Consider the following 17,282-nt stretch of genomic DNA (forward strand, 5'->3'; position numbering starts at 1 on the left):
TGCAGCTTGTCGCTTGCCGCTGCCTCTATAACAAGAAACCGGAGAACCAACATGTCCCTGAGCGTGTTCGACCTGTTCAAGATTGGCATCGGCCCCTCCAGCTCCCACACCGTTGGCCCGATGCGCGCGGCTGCGCGTTTTGTCGAAGGCCTGCGTCGCGATGACCTGCTGGCGGCTACCGCCTGCGTCAAGGTCGAGCTGTACGGCTCACTGGGCGCCACCGGCAAGGGCCACGGCAGCGACAAGGCGGTATTGCTGGGCCTGGAAGGCGAACAGCCGGACACCGTGAATACCGAGAACATCGCCACTCGGCTGCAGGCGATACGCAGCAGCGGGCGAATCAACCTGCTCGGTGAACACAGCATTGCGTTCAACGAGAAAGAACACCTGGCAATGATCCGCAAACCCCTGGCCTATCACCCCAATGGCATGATTTTTCGTGCCTTCGATAGCGCCGGCCTGCAGATCCGCAGCCGCGAGTACTACTCCGTGGGCGGTGGTTTCGTGGTCGACGAAGACGCCGCCGGCGCCGACCGTATCGTCGAAGACACCACTCGCCTGACCTTCCCCTTCAAGACCGCCAAGGAGCTGCTGCAACATTGCAGCACCTATGGCCTGTCCATCAGCCAGGTGATGCTGACCAACGAAAGCGCCTGGCGCCCGGAAGCGGAAACCCGCGCCGGCCTGCTGAAGATCTGGCAGGTGATGCAGGACTGCGTGGCTGCCGGTTGCCGCAATGAAGGCATCCTGCCGGGCGGGCTCAAGGTCAAGCGGCGCGCCGCCGCCCTGCACCGCCAGTTGTGCCTGCACCCGGAGGCCGCGCTGCGTGATGCGCTGTCGGTGCTGGACTGGGTCAATCTCTACGCCCTGGCGGTCAACGAGGAAAACGCCAACGGCGGACGCGTGGTCACGGCGCCCACCAATGGTGCGGCCGGGATCATCCCGGCGGTGTTGCACTACTACATGCGCTTCACTCCCGGGGCCAACGAAGACGGGGTGGTGCGTTTTCTCCTCACGGCCGCGGCCATCGGCATCCTGTACAAGGAAAACGCCTCGATCTCCGGCGCCGAAGTCGGCTGCCAGGGCGAAGTGGGCGTGGCCTGTTCGATGGCCGCCGGGGCCTTGTGCGAAGTCCTCGGCGGCAGTGTGCAGCAGGTGGAGAACGCCGCGGAAATCGGCATGGAACACAACCTCGGGCTGACCTGCGACCCGATCGGCGGCCTGGTGCAGGTGCCCTGCATCGAGCGCAACGCCATGGGTTCGGTGAAGGCCATCAATGCGGTGCGCATGGCCCTGCGCGGCGACGGGCAACATTTCGTCTCCCTCGACAAGGTCATCCGCACCATGCGCCAGACCGGCGCCGACATGAAAAGCAAATACAAGGAGACCGCCCGTGGCGGTCTGGCCGTGAACATTATCGAGTGCTGATACGCCGCCCGTATCCGCACGTTTTTTCAGGAGTTGCCCATGTCCACCGAAACACTGTTGAAAACCCCACTGCACAGCCTGCACCTGGAGCTCGGCGCCCGCATGGTGCCATTCGCCGGTTACGACATGCCGGTGCAGTACCCGCTGGGGGTCATGAAGGAACACCAGCACACCCGTGAGCAGGCCGGGCTGTTCGATGTGTCCCACATGGGGCAGATTCTCCTGCGTGGCGCCAATGCCGCCCAGGCCCTGGAAACCCTGGTGCCGGTGGACATCATCGACCTGCCGGTGGGTATGCAGCGCTATGCCATGTTCACCAATGAACAGGGCGGCATCCTCGACGACCTGATGGTCGCCAATCTCGGCGACGACCAGCTGTTCCTGGTGGTCAACGCCGCCTGCAAGGAACAGGACCTGGCCCACCTGCGCCGCCATCTCGGCGAGCAGTGCGACATTCAGCCGCTGTTCGAGGAACGCGCCCTGCTGGCCCTGCAAGGCCCGGCGGCAGTCAAGGTACTGGCGCGCCTGGCGCCAGAAGTGGCCAGCATGACCTTCATGCAGTTCAAGCCGGTGACCGTGCTGGGTGTGGACTGCTTTGTCAGCCGTTCGGGCTATACCGGGGAAGACGGTTTCGAAATCTCGGTACCTGCCGAGCAGGCGGAAAAACTGGCCCGTGCCCTGCTTGCCGAACCGGAAGTGGCGGCCATCGGCCTGGGCGCCCGCGACTCCCTGCGCCTGGAAGCCGGCCTGTGCCTGTACGGCCATGACATGAACAGTGACACCACACCGATTCAGGCCAGCCTGCTGTGGGCCATCTCCAAGGCTCGCCGCGCGGACGGCGCACGTGCCGGCGGGTTCCCTGGTGCCGAGGTGATCTTTGCCCAACAACAGGGCGGCGTCGATCGCAAACGTGTCGGCCTGCTGCCTCAGGAACGCACGCCAGTGCGCGAAGGTGCGGAAATCGTCGACGCCGAAGGGAACATCATCGGCAGCGTATGCAGCGGTGGCTTCGGTCCGACCCTCGGCGCTCCATTGGCGATGGGTTACCTCGATATCCAGCACTGTGCACTTGATACGCCAGTTGCAGCGATAGTACGTGGGAAAAAGGTGCCAATGCTTGTAAGCAAAATGCCATTCGTACCCCAACGCTACTACCGAGGCTGAGGGACTGTTTCTATAAGTAACGCGGTTGCGTTAAAAGTGCACTAATCTGTAACGCAACCGCCATAAAACAGTGCATATTTTCGCTACTGAACACTACTTATAACGCCCGAAAACAATTGAACAACTCTATCGAATAAGGCCTGCACGCTAGTTCCGCCAAACCTCGGAAAGCTGAGTAAAACCGGGGCTTCGCGGGGCTTGTTTTTTCTCCCGTAGTTGGCGTAGAGTTTCCCCACTGTGTTTGCATGGGTCGCTTGGAATCGTGACCTGGGCAGTAGCCAACAAGTTTGCTACAACCCGTTCGACGTCTCTTACTTTCCTGCAACCCAGCCCAGTACTCTTCCACGAGGAAGAGACTGTCATTAATTTTTTAGCGTCAAAGGAAATAAGAAATGTCCCAACGTCAGAGCGGTACCGTCAAGTGGTTTAACGACGAGAAAGGTTTTGGTTTTATCACTCCAGAAAGCGGTCCGGATCTGTTCGTACACTTCCGCGCTATTCAGGGCAACGGCTTCAAGAGCCTGAAAGAAGGCCAAAAAGTGACCTTCATCGCTGTGCAAGGCCAGAAAGGCATGCAAGCTGACGAAGTACAAGCAGAAGCTTAATCGTCTGTAACGAAAAAGCCCCTGATGCTGACATCAGGGGCTTTTTTGTGCGCGCAATTCCGTAAAATGGCTTCTTTTTTCAGTCGAGAGCCTGTCATGTCGAAGCATCTGCTAAGCCCCCAAGGCGATTTCCCTACTGTCGGCCTGGGGCGTCGCCTGGCAGCGATGTTCTATGATTTTCTACTGTGCGTCGCCCTGCTGATCGTCACCGGCGGCATCTACAAATTTATCCAGATGCAGATCATCGGCGAAGCGCGGATGCGTGCCTTGACCGAATCCGGCGCTCTGGATGGCGACCCGCTGTACTCCACCGTCCTGCTGTTTGTGCTGTTCGGCTTCTTCGCCAAATTCTGGACCCATTCAGGGCAGACCCTGGGCATGCAGGTCTGGGGCATCCGCGTACAGAACGCCGATGGCAGCCGCATCAGCCTGTGGCAGGCATTGCTGCGCTTCATGGTATCGATCGCGTCCTGGCTGTGTGCCGGCCTGGGCTTCTTCTGGGTGCTGGTGGACAAGCAGAAACGCAGCTGGCATGACATCTACTCCAACACCCAGCTGGTACGCATCCCTAAACAGAAGAAATAACCCGCTACCAACAAAAACGCCCCGACAAGTCGGGGCGTTTGCATGACTACGCAATAAAACCGCTCAGGCGTTGCCCGCCAGTTTCATTCGTGCCGCCTGGGTGAAGTCCAGCATGCGCTTGAGCGGTCGAACGGCATTGGGGATCAGCGCCGGGTCCACTTGAATCTCGTTGCTGCCCTGTTGCAGGCACTGCAGGGTGCGCTCCAGGGTGTTCATGGCCATCCACGGGCAATGGGCGCAACTGCGGCACGCTGCGCCGTTACCGGCCGTAGGCGCCTCGATGAACACCTTGTCCGGGCACAGCTGCTGCATCTTGTAGAAGATGCCGCGGTCGGTGGCGACGATGAAGGTCTTGTTCGGCAGACGCTGTGCGGCGGCGATCAGCTGGCTGGTGGAACCGACCGCGTCCGCCAGTTCGATCACCGAGCTGGGGGACTCGGGGTGCACCAGGATGGCAGCCTCCGGGTACAGCGCCTTCATGTCTTCCAATTGCTTGGACTTGAACTCTTCGTGAACGATGCAGGCACCGTCCCAGAGCAGCATGTCGGCCCCGGTCTGGCGCTGGATGTAGGTGCCCAGGTGCTTGTCCGGGCCCCAGATGATCTTCTCGCCGTTATCCATCAGGCTTTCAACGATCTCCAGCGCACAGCTGGAAGTCACCACCCAGTCGGCACGGGCTTTGACCGCCGCCGAGGTGTTGGCATAAACCACCACGGTGCGTTCGGGGTGCTGATCGCAGAAGGCCGAGAACTCGTCCACCGGGCAACCCAGGTCGAGCGAGCAAGTGGCCTCCAGCGTCGGCATCAGCACGCGTTTTTCAGGGTTGAGAATCTTCGCCGTCTCCCCCATGAAGCGCACCCCGGCCACCACCACGGTCTTGGCCGGATGAGCGTTGCCGAAACGGGCCATTTCCAGAGAGTCGGAAACACAGCCGCCGGTTTCTTCGGCCAGGGCCTGAATCACCGGATCACAATAGAAATGCGCAACCAGCACCGCGTCCTGAGCCTTGAGCTCTGCAGCGATGGCGGCACGAAAATGGGCCTCTTGCTCAGCACTCAAGGGTTTGGGCTGTTTGGCGTCGAGGTGGGCTTGAACCAGAAGGCGTTCGGAAATTTGCGTCATGTTCGCAAGACCTGCAGGCGCTTGGGCGCGAAAGTCGAGTATACCACCGGCTCCGGACCGCTTAGGGCCCCGCCGGGAGAGTGAGTTCATCAGGTACGGACAGCATTTGAGCCGCGCAAGGCTACAGAATATCCGGGGCATTCAAAAGCCAATTCTGTCCGGCGCCTGCTCCTTGCGACCCGGGTCGCCCCGCGCCAACACCACCCGCACGCACAACCCGCTCCTGGCCTGATCCTCGGAGTAAGCGAAATAGATCTCGGCGTCGTGGCGCTCACGATGGAAAGCCCCAGCCCCAGCCTCTCGCTCGCCAGATCACAAGGCGCACAGCACTGTCGCCTAGTAGAACCATTCGTGCCGAAGAGTAACGACCTGTCGGATCGAAAGACTGCGTTCAACGCCGTACCAGACAGCCAGGTTGATCGCCAACAGCAGCGCAAACGCCTGACTGCGCCTGAATTGGCGCGAGGCAGAGGTTACAAGGGAAAACTTAGCTGAAACCGAGCGGGCTTTGACGCGTCAGCCATGCCTCGTGAAATGCCCGTCCAGCGGCATTCCCACGCGCTTCGCAGGCTGTAGCAAGGCCCATGCTTGCACGGTTCGGTGGGCGCTCAGAGCATAGAGAGTTTTTTTTTACAATTAATAGCATTTTGAACTTTCTACGCTAACGTCAGATAACGAAACAGTTATCTGGGATCAGCAAGGAAAAGCCTATTTCAGAGTGCTCTGACGAATGATTCGTGGCGCCCGACTGTCCCGGCTGACCCTCCCAGCCAATCAAGGAAGCAGTAAATGAACAGTGATTGCTTGCAGGTACTCAGGCGAGTGACATGGACACTCATTTTCGCGGCTTTACCTACAGGAGTGACCCTGGCGGCAGCGAACAATTGTGCGGGGCTGGAACCACTACCGGCAGTGCTTGAAGTCAGCGAGGGCATGCAGACAGCCATACGCTCTCCCGTGGCCATCACCCGGCTGGCGGTGGGTGATCCGAAAATCGTCGACGTACACCTCAATGGCAATGACTCCTACCTGCTGACTGGCATTGCGCCCGGCGCCACCAGCCTGATGGTCTGGAGCGCCTGTTCCAGTTCGCCACGGCAAAGCATGGTCTTCGTCCAGGGCAAAGCAGCCCAATCGCTGGTGGGCTCGCAACTACCCCCTTCTGAAAGTCCCCTGCTGCCCAGCCAGGTGCAGACCGACATCCGCTTTGTCGAAGTCAGCCGTACCAAGCTGAAGGAAGCCAGTACCTCGATCTTCGGCAAGAGCGGCAACTTTCTGTTTGGCTCGCCCAATTCCGTTCCCGGCGTCACGGTGACGCCCGGGCAGGTCGGCAACCTGGCACCCCGTATCCCGCTGAATAATGGCAGCTTCAATATCGGCTTTGGCGGCGGCAATGTGCTGGGGATTATCAACGCACTTGAAGGCAGCGGCTTCGCCTATACCCTGGCGCGTCCCAGCCTGGTGGCCCTGAGCGGGCAGAGTGCGAGTTTCCTGGCCGGTGGCGAGGTGCCGATCCCGGTGCCGAGCTCTGGCAGCGACAACATTTCCATCGAGTACAAGGAGTTCGGTATCCGCCTGACCCTGACCCCTACCGTCATCGGCAACAACCGCATCGCCCTGAAAGTGGCGCCGGAAGTCAGCGAACTCGATTACAACAACGGAGTGGTAATCTCCAGCACCCGAGTTCCGGCGCTGATTGTCCGGCGTACCGACACCAGCATTTCCCTGGCTGACGGCGAGAGCTTCGTGATCAGTGGCCTGATCAGCACCAACAACAGCTCCAGCGTGAGCAAGCTGCCGGGCCTGGGCAACATTCCCATCATCGGTGCGTTCTTTCGCGACTCCACGATCAATCGTGAAGAGAAGGAGCTGCTGATGGTGGTCACCCCCCATCTGGTGCAACCACTGGCCGCCAATGCTCAGTTGCCTTCACTACCAGGTGAGCAGATGCGCAATTACGATCCGAACTGGTTCCGCATGTACTTCCTGGAAGACGGCGACTTTGATCGGCGCAGTGGACTATCGCAATGAACCAGCACCTAAGCTCCTCCCTGGTGATGAAATTGAGTAATCCGGGCCTCGACAGGCCGCGCCTGGAGGTCATGACCCGAGCATCGAGCGCGTTTCGGGAGCGGAAAATGAAAGCCATGATAGTGGCGATAGGGTTGGCGATACTCGGTGGCTGCGCCTCACCTGGAGGCGCATCCTGGTCGTCGCTGAGCGCTCCGGAAAACTGCGCCAAGATCAACTCCGACCAGGAATTGTCACTCAGCCTGGCAGACGAAATGATCAACGGCGGCAAACTGCATGCTGGCCTGGCCAACCTGCAACGCCTGCCGGACGACCTTCCGGCAGTGCGCCTGCGCAAGGCCAAGATCTACCGCCTGCTGGGACAACGCGAAGCCGACCCGCTATACCGCAGTCTGCTCGGCGGTTGCCTGGCCGCGGAAGGCGAACATGGCCTGGGACAACTGGCCGCGGGGCGCGGCGATAACGAACAGGCCCTGGTGCACCTGCAACGTGCAGCCCGGCTTTCTCCCACCGACGAGAAAATCCGCAACGATCTGGGCGTGGTCTACCTCAATCAACGACGCCTGAAAGAAGCCCGATTCGAGTTCATCACCGCCATGGAGCTCAAACAGTCGGATCAATTGGCGGCCCTCAATCTGGTGACCTTGCTGATCTATCAAGGGAACTGGAAGCAAGCCTCGGAAGTGGTCAGCCGTGTCGGCCTGAGTCCGGGGCAAGTCACCGAAGCCAAGGCCCGCGCAGAAAAACTCAGGACCACGGCGCCCAATGATCGGGTAGCGACCGCCGGCGATCCGGCGCAACCCGACGCCATCCCCTCGACAACGCAGAGGTAGTGATGAAACACAACATGCTCAGTTGCCTGGGCCTCTTGCTGCTTCCCCTTGCGGCTCAGGCCATCGAACCCGGTCCGTCCTCCCCACAGCAGCAGGTCACCGAAACCTGGTTGCAACTGCAAAACCGCAATCAGGTCGCGTCGCGCACGCCGCAGCCGGCGACTCCCGGTGAACGGGAGTTGAGCCTGCAGCGCTGGATGGAGAGCTACAAACACGCGATCCCCGAGTACTACAAGGAATACTCGGGCAAGGGGAAATAAGCCGTTGCTGTCAGCGGCGCGCCTCAAGCCCGGCGGCCATCGTTCGACCCGCCCTCCTGCACCTGCCCCATCCGCTGATGGAGCAGGCTGGCAGGCATCTGCCGCGGCTCACGTCTTTCATAACTTCCCGAAGACCTTGAATACACCAATGATTGCCGGACCTATGGCCACCAGGAAAAAGCTCGGCCACAGGCAGAAAATCAATGGAAAGATCAACTTGGTCCCCACTTTTGCGGCCTTTTCCTCCGCCAGCTGAGTACGCCGGTCGCGAAACTCCTCGGCATAAATCCGCAAGGTCGTCCCCACGCTCGTACCAAAGCGGATGCTCTGCGCCAGCAGGCTCACCAGGCCCCGAATGTCCTCCAGCCCGGTCCGATCCGCCAAACGCTTGAGCGCTTCGGTACTGGGAATACCGGCACGGATTTCAGAGTTGACCAGCGCCAGCTCCAGAGCCAGGTCCGGTTGGCTGACGGCCATTTCCTCGGACACCCGCTCGATGGCCTGGGGCAAGGCCAGGCCGGACTCGACACAGACCACCATCAGATCAAGCGCATCCGGAAAGGCCACCAGCAAGCGGGTCGTGCGCGCCTGCCGCCGCGCACTGACATAGATCGCCGGAGCCAGCCAGCCGATACCGGCCGCCAGAATCAGCAGGAAGATCCCCAGGAGCAGCGACAGCTTCGGAATCAGCGGCAACACCAGGACCACCAGGCCCAGCATGAGCAACGGCGACAGCAAGCGCAGGGCCCAGTACATCTGCACCGCCGCAGGCGAGCGATACCCCGCGTGTATCAGCAGGGTCCGGGTCGCTGAGACCTGGTCCTGCTCTTGCGCAACAAAACGCTGGCCGACCTGTTCAAGCATCAACTGCAGGTTGCTCGGTGCCTCCCGAGTCACCGCGCCATGGCCACGCTTGATCAGCAACAGGCGACGCTGCACCGGGTCTTGCAGCCCCATCACCAGCAGCACCAGGGTCGCCGCCGCGAACACCACGCTCAGGCCGATGGCCGCGGAGAACAGCAGGCGCGCGAGCGCTTCGTTGCCCACCACGCGATTGATCAGACTCAATAGATAATCCATGACCTCACCCCCTGCGAACGCCGGTGTTCAAACCTGAATCCGAATGATTTTGCGTATCCAGAAAATGCCGATCAGCATCGCGACAAACGCCCCGATGACCAGCTTCTGGCCCAGTGGTTCCTGGAACAGCAAGGGCAGATAAGTCGGGCTCGAGAAAACGATCGCCGCCGCCAGTACGAAGGGCATGGAAACCAGTATCCAGCCCGACATGCGCCCCTCGGCCGAGAGCGTCCGGACCTTGCGCTGAAAGCGAAAGCGCCCACGGATCAGGCTGCTCAGGCGCTCCAGCACTTCCGTCAGGTTGCCCCCTGTTTCACGGTGGATCAGCACAGTGGTCACCAGCATCATCACCGTCATGCTCGGCATGCGCTCCAGCAGGCCAAGCATCGCCCGGCGCACGTCGTTGCCGTAGTTGATGTCGGAAAACGTCAGGCCGAACTCATGAGCGACCGGGCCCTTGTGCTCATCGGCGACCAGTTGCAGGGTTTCATTGAACGGGTGTCCGGCCCGCAGTGCCCGGCACACGGCATCCAGCGCATCCGGCAAGCCCTCTTCGAATTCGGCAAAACGCTTGCCGCGGTCGCGGGAGATCTTCAGCACCGGCAACCAGAACACCGCCATCGCCGCCGGCAGCGCCACCCACCAGATTTGCAGAAGCACCCACAACAGCAAACCCACGGCACTCCCCAGCACCACCCCCAGCAACAGCACCCGATAGGCACGGTACTCATGACCGGACTGCTCGATCATCTGAGCCAGGCTTTCCATTGCGGGCAGTTGCTCCAGGCGAGCCTCCAGCGGTGACAGGCGACGTAAGTATTTCTGCCGCAGTATCGACTGCATGTTCGGCAGGTTGCTCGCGCGCTCCAGCAGATTGAGCCGGCCGCGAATACGCTTGCGCACCTTGCTGGCCTCACCGAACACCGGTATGACCAAGCCCTGGCTGAGAAGAAACATGGCGGTAAACACCATGCCGAGGAATGCCAGGATAAATTCGCTGGGGATCTGGCTCATGGCTGGTCCTCCATCCATTCCGGCCGGAACAGGCTCAACGGCAATTCAATGCCACGCTTGGCCAGTACGTTGCGAAACGCCGGCACCATTCCGGTGGGACGGAACTCGCCGACAACCTCACCTTTCTCACCAATGCCACTGCGCACAAAGCTGAAGATCTCGGTCATGGTGATGATTTCACCCTCCATGCCGTTGATCTCCTGCACGCTGACCAGGCGCCGCGTACCGTCCTCCTGACGCTCCAGCTGGATCACCACGCCAATGGCCGAGGCAATCTGCTGGCGCATGGCCTTGATCGGAAAGGTCGCCCCCGTCATCGAAACCATGTTCTCGATCCGCCCCAGGGCATCACGCGCGGTGTTGGCGTGAATGGTGGTCAGCGACCCATCGTGCCCGGTGTTCATCGCGGTCAACATGTCCAGCGCCTCGGCACCCCGCACCTCACCGATCACGATGCGGTCCGGGCGCATCCGCAGGCTGTTGCGCACCAGCTCCCGCTGGCTCACCTCGCCACGGCCTTCGATATTCGAAGGGCGGGTCTCCAGGCGCACCACATGGGGCTGCTGCAACTGCAGCTCGGCCGAGTCCTCGATGGTGACGATCCGCTCGTTATGCGGGATGAAGCTGGACAGCACATTGAGCATGGTGGTCTTGCCACTGCCGGTCCCGCCGGAAATCAGCACATTGAGCCGTCCACGGACGATGGCCTTGAGCATCAGGGCGATGGCCGGCGTCAGGGTGCCCATCTGCACCAGGCTCTCGGTATTGAGCAGGTCCACGGCAAAGCGGCGGATCGACATGCTCGGCCCGTCGATGGCCAGCGGCGGAATGATCGCGTTGACCCGCGAACCGTCCTTCAGGCGCGCGTCCACCAGTGGCGAAGACTCATCAATGCGCCGCCCCAGGCTGGAAACGATGCGGTCGATGATGTTCAGCAGATGATGATCGTCACGAAAGTGCACATCGGTCCTCTGCAACTTGCCGAAGCGCTCCACGTATACCGAGGCATGGCCGTTGACCAGGATGTCGGACACCGTATGGTCGGCCAGCAGCGGCTCCAATGGCCCAAGCCCCAGCACCTCATCGGTGATCTGCTTGATGATCAACTGGCGACTGCTGGCACTGACCGGCGCCGAGTGTTCATCGAGCAACCGCAGGCTGAGCTCGCGGATCTGCCGCCCGGCGTCGGCCGGCTCCAGCGTATCCAGCAGGGACAGGTCCATGACCTTGAGCAACTGCTGGTAGATCTTCTCCCGCCACTCGGTCTCCATCGAACTGAGTTTGGTCCGGGTCTCGTAGAGCACATCGGGCACGCTGGCTTCCCAGGCCATGAGCACGCTGACGCAGTCCTCGCTGCTGATGGCTGCAGCTGGCCCATCTGCCGGGGCTGGCTTGCTGGATTGCTGACGCAAGCGATTTCGAAAGTCGCTGAGCATGGCTTACCCTCCGAACAGACGGCTGAAAGTACGTTTGAGCAGGCCCTGCTCCTCGGCCTGGATACCGATCAGGCGCTGACTCAACTCGCGCAGGGCCGTGGTGATGCCGGCACGCGGCGCGTGCAGCTCCAGTGGCACGCCGGTGTTCTGGCTCTCGCCAACCACCGCATAGTCGTTGGGCAGTTTGTGCAGATCGGTGCAGCGCAATGCCTCGGCAATGTCCTTGAGGCTGACGGCCGAGGACTTGTCGTAGCGATTCACCACCACCTGCAGTCGGTTGTTCTGCACCCCCAGGTCGTCGCGCAGAATGCGCAACAGGTGGGTGCCGTCCTTCAGGTGGCTGAGGCTCTGCTGCAGCACGATGAAGACGTGATCGGCATGCTCCAGGGTGATGCCGGTGAGATGGTCGATCTGCCGCGGCAGATCCACCACCACCCAGTCATAGGTGCTGCGCGCCAGGCGCAACAAACCTTCGAGCTGTTCAATGCGGATGTCCTGCGCCAGGAACAGCTCCCCGGTACGCCCCCCCAGCACATGCAGGGTGGGGCTGAAATGGCTGCAATAGCCGCGCAAGGCAATGCCGTCCAGGGTCTCGACCTGCTGCAGCACCTCCACATGACTGTGTGTCGGCATGACATCGAAACAGTGGGTCACGCTGCCAAACTGCAGGTCCAGGTCCAGCAGCAGGGTTCGCCCCCCCCGCACGCTGAGCTGATGAGCCAGATTGCAGGCCAGCATGGAAGCGCCCGACCCGCCCTTGGCATTCATCACCGCAATCAACTTGCCCCCTGCCCCCTGCTCCGCATGGGCCTCCATCACCATACGGCCCAGGGCCGCCTGCAACTCTTCGGCGGCGACCGGCTCCGGCAGAAAGTCACGGGCTCCAGCCTGCATCGCCAGTCGCATGCCTTCACGCTCGTCCAACGGACCACAGACCAGAAGAGGCGGACGCTCCTTCACCGGATGCAGCAACAGCGCCGCCAGTTCCTCGCGCCACAGGTGGCTGACCCTCAACAACAGGAAGTCCGGCATCTGTTCCAACCCGTACAACGGATCGGTATGACCGTTGCTCACCAGGCGCGTGCTGACCTGCAGGCCGGGCAGTTTCGAGCACAGGGCTTTCAGATGACTCAGGGCCGGCGCATCCCGCCCACTGATCAGCAGGCGCATGCCGGATCTGTCAGCCGCAGGGGTGGCGGGGGCTGCTCGGGTACTTAGCATGGTGTGATCTCCGGGTTGACCGTCGCATCAGGCTGTCGACCCAGGCTTTCGCGCGGCACGGTGGACTTGAACATCGGCAAAATGAACGCCCCGCCAAACCCGGGGATCAGCAAGTTGAAACTGAAATTCGACACCTCCAGCCGGACGTAGCGGATGGCGATAAATCCATTGCTGCTGGTGAGGTCGTTGGGGTTGGCGACCACCGCGCCGTTTGCATCCAGGTAGACCAGGTTCAGATTGGCACTGGTGAGGCTGGCGATCAGGCTGCTGGCTCCGCTATTGGTCGCCGAGTTGAACATCGCCCGCCGCAGAATGACCGGGTCCTTGATGTCGCACACCGCCGCCAGGCGCGCGCCGCGGCGTACCGTTTCATTCAGGGTGTTGACGGTGAAGTACAGCCGGCCGACTTCCAGGGCACCGAACAGCAGGGTGAACAGCACCAGGCTGGCAATGGCAAATTCGACGATATACACCCCACGCATGTGCCGGACGTTCATCACAAGGCCCTCATCACGATAGTCGAGGTCAACGCCAGGCCCAGCGGCACGCTGCTGCCGTACAGAGCAGGCAGCGCGCTGCCGATCACCGGCACGAAGGTGTAGCTGATGCTGACCTGGACATGGTCGGTCCCGACCGTGCTGACCTGCACATTGCCGGTGGTCAGGCCGGAAACCACGGGGGGGTAGCCATTGGGATTGGCAGGGACACCGTAAACGGCAACATTCTGGGTCTGGGAGATCAGCGAAGAACTCAGGCTGACCGTGCCAAGGGTGGCGTTCCAGGCCTGGGCGGCAGCAAAGCGCCCGGCGTCACGGCTGGCCTGCATCAGGCTGTTGTACTGGAACAACATGCGCCCAAATTCACCGAAGGTCAGCATCAGCAACGCCAGCAGCGGCAGGGTAATCGCCAGTTCCACCATCGCCATGCCGCGCTGGGCAGTCGGTAGTCTGTATCCACTGCGTCCCATCACGACCTCCTACGAGTCGGTACTCGGTGTCTGGTTGTTGTCGATGTAGGTCTTGTACAACTGGATGATCTGCGGCCCGGAAGTGTTCGCGGGATTGGGGCCCGGCACGTTATCGCCTTCGCATTGACTGACGAACTGACCGAAGATCTGCGCCGAATTGCCCTGTTGCGCCTCGGGCTGCAGCACGAAGTAGCAACCGAAACCGAGCACCGGGATGGACGAGGCGCCGTCGTTCTTGCCCGAACAGTTGCCAATCACGACCTTCAGGATCCGCCGCTCGAACACGCCGTTGCTCTGGCAACCGCCGCCGGTGCCGGCGACACAGCCGGCCGAGGCCTGAACCCAATTGTTGTAGCCATACAAAGCGCCACTGGGCGTGGACAGATTGCCGTTGCTCGAAGTGACCGCTTGCCCGTTGTACTGGATCTGCGCCGGAGAGCCGGTGTAGGTCAGCGACTTGGCGTTGACGGCAATCACCAGGTCCGGTGGATAGTCCGACGCACTGAGGCCGCCGCTGTATTGGTTGAAGCGGGTGTTGAGCCCCTGGGCGGATGGCCCCACGGTGTTGCCCGGCTTGGTCAGGACGGTGGAACCCACGCTGTTGCACTGATTGATCCCGCCCGCCAAGCCCTGCCTGACCGTATTGCCCCCGGAGCCGAAGTCCAGCAGTTGAAAATTCCCGGGGCCGATTGCCGAGTTGTTGTTGGCCGCGGTTTTCAGCACCTGCAGATCACCGAACTTGAACCCCCAGAACATGCCGGTGGCCGGGTTGTTCTTGCTGGGGTCGCCGCACACCATCAACGGCGTCAGGTCGCACGGGCTGGTCGGGCTCGGGCCCGCGGTGGCCACGGCCGCCACCGACTTGCTGCCGCCATTGCCCAAGGCCTGGAACACGCCCCAGAAAAAACTGCTCAAGGGATAGTTGGTTACCGTGACCCGGACATAGCTGGCATTGGCCGGCCCGGGGAAAGAGAAAGGTCCATACACGCTGGAGGCCAGTTCGACCTTGGCGAACCCCGAGGCGTTGCCGCCGATGGCCTTAGCCAGCTCCTGGTTGCCGGATGCGTTGGCATTGAGGGTCAAGGTGGCCAACGCCGCTGTCTGGGTCAGACTTGCGGCACCGGTCACGCCCGGCACCATGCTCAGGGTCTTGGCGCCACTCAGCGCCGCCGCGTCCACCGCATTTTGCAGCCGCGTCTTGTTCAGCAGCATATGGCTGCCGTCCAGTGCCAGGGCGCCCATCAACAGGAGCGAGGCCATGGCGATCACCACCAGGATGATCATTGCCCCGCGCTGACTGGACGGAAACGCGGTGAGCGGCTGCCGGATACACGATTTCATCTTCAAGCCCTCCCCTTCTCGCTCTGCCCCAGTCCAGCCCGAACCGCCTACAGAGCCTTGATGACATTGACCTCGACACCGCGAATTACCGTGATACCCGCGGCCTCAGGGCTCGCGTGCCGATGCACGAGCGGCTTGCTCACTACGGGCGCCGGCGCTTCCTGAGCCATGGCTACCGGCTCGACAGGCAAAGGCCGCTTGTTGTTATCCAGTGGATTGCGCAGGGCCAGTTGCAGCTTGCCCGCCGTCATGCCCTTGACCAGCACTTCCGCCTGAAGCGGTGTCATCTCCAGGGTCACTGCACGCACCACCACCGGCTGGGTCTTGTCGGTACTGGCTGTCTGGTCCACGGCCAGTACCCGCAGGTCCTCCAGAATGGTCTTGGATTCGGCATTGCCATCGTTGCCGGTCTGGCGAGTGGCCAGGACATCGACCCGATTGCCCGGGAGCAGGAACCCGCCGACGCCGACCACATCGTCCACCCGGACCGATATGGCACGTTTGTCCGGCTCGATCAGCGAGGCCAGGGTGCTGCCCCCCAGGTGCTCGGCCAGGCGCGCAGCGCGCAGGATGTCGCCACGCAGCATGGAGAAGGTGGCGATCTTGCCCACCACCTTGTCGGTGGAGTCAAAGGCATCGTCCGGAACCGCATCCTTGGGCATGCGTACCACTCCCACCTGCTGGGCCTCGACCATCTGCCCGAAGGCGATCTCGACAGTGGCCACCACCACGTTGCGCTGGTTGTCGTCGGGACCGACATTGAGCCGTGCATTGAGCCAGTTGTTGGCCATCCATGCCGCGCCCAACCCCAGGATCAGGGACAAGGCAATGAGGGTGAATGTGCGAGAGCTCATGGGAGTGTCTCCTTATCCAAGAAAGTCGAGCTGGACGAAGTAGTTGCGCCACGCCCACTCCAGCTCCCGGGTCGACAGCGGACCGGAGCCGCCCAGATAGCGCTGGCGGTCGAGTGCCATGTTCAACAGGTCGCGGGGGTGGCAAGGCACCAAGGGCATGTTTTCTGCGCCATAGAGTTCCTTGAGCACATAGCCAAGCACCTGAGGATCGTAAGGAACGCCCAGCCGCTCGGTCTCCTGGATCCAGATGCGCCGGTATTCCTCGGGTTTCAGATAACCGAACTGCAGCTTGTAGCCGATGCGCCGCAGAAACGCTTCGTCCGCCAGCTCCAGGGGATTGATGTTGGTGGAAAACACCAGGATCAGGTCGAAGGGCAATTCACAGTGCCGCCCACCGCCAAGGTTGAGGAAGTCACGTTTCTCTTCCATCGGCACAATCCAGCGGTTCAACAATTCCGCCGGGGCCATGCGCTGGCGCCCCATGTCGTCGATGATGAACAAGCCGTTGCTGGCCTTGAGCTGCAGGGGCGCCTGGTACAGGCGGGTGAAGGGGTCGTAGTGGACGTCCAGTTGCTCCATGGTCAACTCGCCGCCCGTGATGATCAGCGGGCGCTCGCAGTGCAGCAGCCGGCGGTCGATCCCTTCATTGAGCAACAGACTGTTCTGCTGCTCATCGTCATCCAGGCGCCGATGCACCTGGGGATCGAAGATCTCGATCACCGCCTCATTGATCGCAATGGCGTGCGGTACCCAGATGGATTCGGAAAACAGACGGATCAGTCGGCTGCTGACATAAGTCTTGCCGGTGCCCGCCGGCCCGTAAATCATGATGGCGCGCCCGGAGTTCAAGGCGACGCCCAGTTGGTCGAGCATGTCCTGAGCGAGCACCATCGCACCAAAGGAGCGATGCATGTCGTGCGCGCTGATGCGGCCATGGTGAATGGTCTGGATCTTGATCAGGGAGCGATAGGCACTCACCGGAAAAGGTGCGGCGCCGATGTAGCCGCTGCGCGCCAGGGCATCACGCGCGGCAGCACGGCCACGCTCCGTCAGCCCGTAGCGCAATGTCTGGCCAGGCGCCTGGCCGAGTATCTCGACACGGCGGTCCTTGCGCAGGAAGGTGAGCACCTCTTCCAGTACGGCTCCGGTCAGCGCCAGGCGTTCCACCAGTCGCGACATGTCCAGTACACCAGCGTCGTAAAGATGTTTGCACACCAGATCGCCGAGAAAGTTGTCCGCCAGCCCGGTTTCAAGAATCGTGCATGGCTGTGGGGCCAGCCGCTGCACCGCTTCCCGTTCAGAGGAGGACACACGGCTATTACTCATGGCGTACATGGTGCT

General features: G+C 61.5%; 17 protein-coding genes. 7 read left to right on the forward strand and 10 right to left on the reverse strand.

What is annotated here, in order from left to right; genetic code table 11:
* The first annotated feature begins 51 nt into the window (after positions 1 to 51).
* From POS17_RS23205 to POS17_RS23220, 4 genes are all read left to right on the forward strand, one after another.
* On the forward strand, positions 52 to 1,428 hold the full coding sequence (locus tag POS17_RS23205) for an L-serine ammonia-lyase (protein WP_060840701.1): 1,377 nt from the start codon (positions 52 to 54) through the stop codon (positions 1,426 to 1,428).
* Positions 1,429 to 1,467: 39 nt separating this feature from the next.
* Positions 1,468 to 2,592, forward strand: coding sequence for a glycine cleavage system aminomethyltransferase GcvT (gcvT, locus tag POS17_RS23210; protein ID WP_060840702.1), 1,125 nt, complete (start codon positions 1,468 to 1,470; stop codon positions 2,590 to 2,592).
* A 392-nt stretch (positions 2,593 to 2,984) separates the two neighbouring features.
* On the forward strand, positions 2,985 to 3,197 hold the full coding sequence (locus POS17_RS23215; protein WP_007977299.1) for a cold-shock protein: 213 nt from the start codon (positions 2,985 to 2,987) through the stop codon (positions 3,195 to 3,197).
* A gap of 96 nt (positions 3,198 to 3,293) precedes the next feature.
* Complete coding sequence (locus POS17_RS23220) at positions 3,294 to 3,782, forward strand: RDD family protein (RefSeq protein WP_060840703.1); 489 nt, start codon at positions 3,294 to 3,296, stop codon at positions 3,780 to 3,782.
* Between the two features lie 63 nt (positions 3,783 to 3,845).
* On the opposite strand, the gene nadA is transcribed toward POS17_RS23220, so the two are convergent.
* Complete coding sequence (gene nadA, locus POS17_RS23225) at positions 3,846 to 4,904, reverse strand: quinolinate synthase NadA (RefSeq protein ID WP_060840704.1); 1,059 nt, start codon at positions 4,902 to 4,904, stop codon at positions 3,846 to 3,848.
* 789 nt (positions 4,905 to 5,693) lie between these two features.
* Between nadA and POS17_RS23230 the strand changes: the two genes are divergently transcribed.
* The 3 genes from POS17_RS23230 (at position 5,694) to POS17_RS23240 (ending at position 8,028) form a co-directional block, all read left to right on the forward strand.
* On the forward strand, positions 5,694 to 6,935 hold the full coding sequence (locus tag POS17_RS23230; protein ID WP_060840705.1) for a type II and III secretion system protein family protein: 1,242 nt from the start codon (positions 5,694 to 5,696) through the stop codon (positions 6,933 to 6,935).
* 107 nt (positions 6,936 to 7,042) lie between these two features.
* The gene (locus tag POS17_RS23235; RefSeq protein WP_060840706.1) at positions 7,043 to 7,768 is read left to right on the forward strand and encodes a tetratricopeptide repeat protein; all 726 of its coding nucleotides are present in this window, start codon (positions 7,043 to 7,045) and stop codon (positions 7,766 to 7,768) included.
* Positions 7,769 to 7,770: 2 nt separating this feature from the next.
* Complete coding sequence (locus tag POS17_RS23240; protein WP_060840707.1) at positions 7,771 to 8,028, forward strand: DUF3613 domain-containing protein; 258 nt, start codon at positions 7,771 to 7,773, stop codon at positions 8,026 to 8,028.
* A gap of 117 nt (positions 8,029 to 8,145) precedes the next feature.
* On the opposite strand, the gene POS17_RS23245 is transcribed toward POS17_RS23240, so the two are convergent.
* Genes POS17_RS23245 through POS17_RS23285 form a run of 9 tightly spaced genes read right to left on the reverse strand, consistent with a single transcriptional unit; the run spans position 8,146 to position 17,276 of the window.
* Positions 8,146 to 9,108, reverse strand: coding sequence for a type II secretion system F family protein (locus tag POS17_RS23245; protein ID WP_060840708.1), 963 nt, complete (start codon positions 9,106 to 9,108; stop codon positions 8,146 to 8,148).
* 27 nt (positions 9,109 to 9,135) lie between these two features.
* Positions 9,136 to 10,122 carry a type II secretion system F family protein gene (locus POS17_RS23250; RefSeq protein ID WP_060840709.1) on the reverse strand — a complete coding sequence of 329 codons (987 nt, stop codon included), beginning with the start codon at positions 10,120 to 10,122 and terminating at the stop codon, positions 9,136 to 9,138.
* The gene (locus tag POS17_RS23255) at positions 10,119 to 11,558 is read right to left on the reverse strand and encodes a CpaF family protein (protein ID WP_060840710.1); all 1,440 of its coding nucleotides are present in this window, start codon (positions 11,556 to 11,558) and stop codon (positions 10,119 to 10,121) included. Before POS17_RS23255 ends, POS17_RS23250 begins: the two co-directional genes overlap by 4 nt.
* A gap of 3 nt (positions 11,559 to 11,561) precedes the next feature.
* Positions 11,562 to 12,779: an AAA family ATPase gene (locus POS17_RS23260; protein WP_060840711.1), complete on the reverse strand. Its 1,218-nt coding sequence runs from the start codon at positions 12,777 to 12,779 to the stop codon at positions 11,562 to 11,564.
* Positions 12,773 to 13,276: a TadE/TadG family type IV pilus assembly protein gene (locus POS17_RS23265; protein WP_060840712.1), complete on the reverse strand. Its 504-nt coding sequence runs from the start codon at positions 13,274 to 13,276 to the stop codon at positions 12,773 to 12,775. Before POS17_RS23265 ends, POS17_RS23260 begins: the two co-directional genes overlap by 7 nt.
* Positions 13,276 to 13,746, reverse strand: coding sequence for a TadE/TadG family type IV pilus assembly protein (locus POS17_RS23270; protein ID WP_016967354.1), 471 nt, complete (start codon positions 13,744 to 13,746; stop codon positions 13,276 to 13,278). Before POS17_RS23270 ends, POS17_RS23265 begins: the two co-directional genes overlap by 1 nt.
* A gap of 9 nt (positions 13,747 to 13,755) precedes the next feature.
* A complete protein-coding gene (locus POS17_RS23275) occupies positions 13,756 to 15,087 on the reverse strand; it encodes a TadE/TadG family type IV pilus assembly protein (protein WP_060840713.1) in 1,332 nt (443 codons plus the stop codon).
* A 47-nt stretch (positions 15,088 to 15,134) separates the two neighbouring features.
* Complete coding sequence (gene cpaB / locus POS17_RS23280) at positions 15,135 to 15,941, reverse strand: Flp pilus assembly protein CpaB (protein WP_060840714.1); 807 nt, start codon at positions 15,939 to 15,941, stop codon at positions 15,135 to 15,137.
* Positions 15,942 to 15,953: 12 nt separating this feature from the next.
* Complete coding sequence (locus POS17_RS23285; protein WP_060840715.1) at positions 15,954 to 17,276, reverse strand: AAA family ATPase; 1,323 nt, start codon at positions 17,274 to 17,276, stop codon at positions 15,954 to 15,956.
* Positions 17,277 to 17,282: the final 6 nt, after the last annotated feature.

This window comes from Pseudomonas sp. Os17 (assembly GCF_001547895.1).
GTDB lineage: Bacteria > Pseudomonadota > Gammaproteobacteria > Pseudomonadales > Pseudomonadaceae > Aquipseudomonas.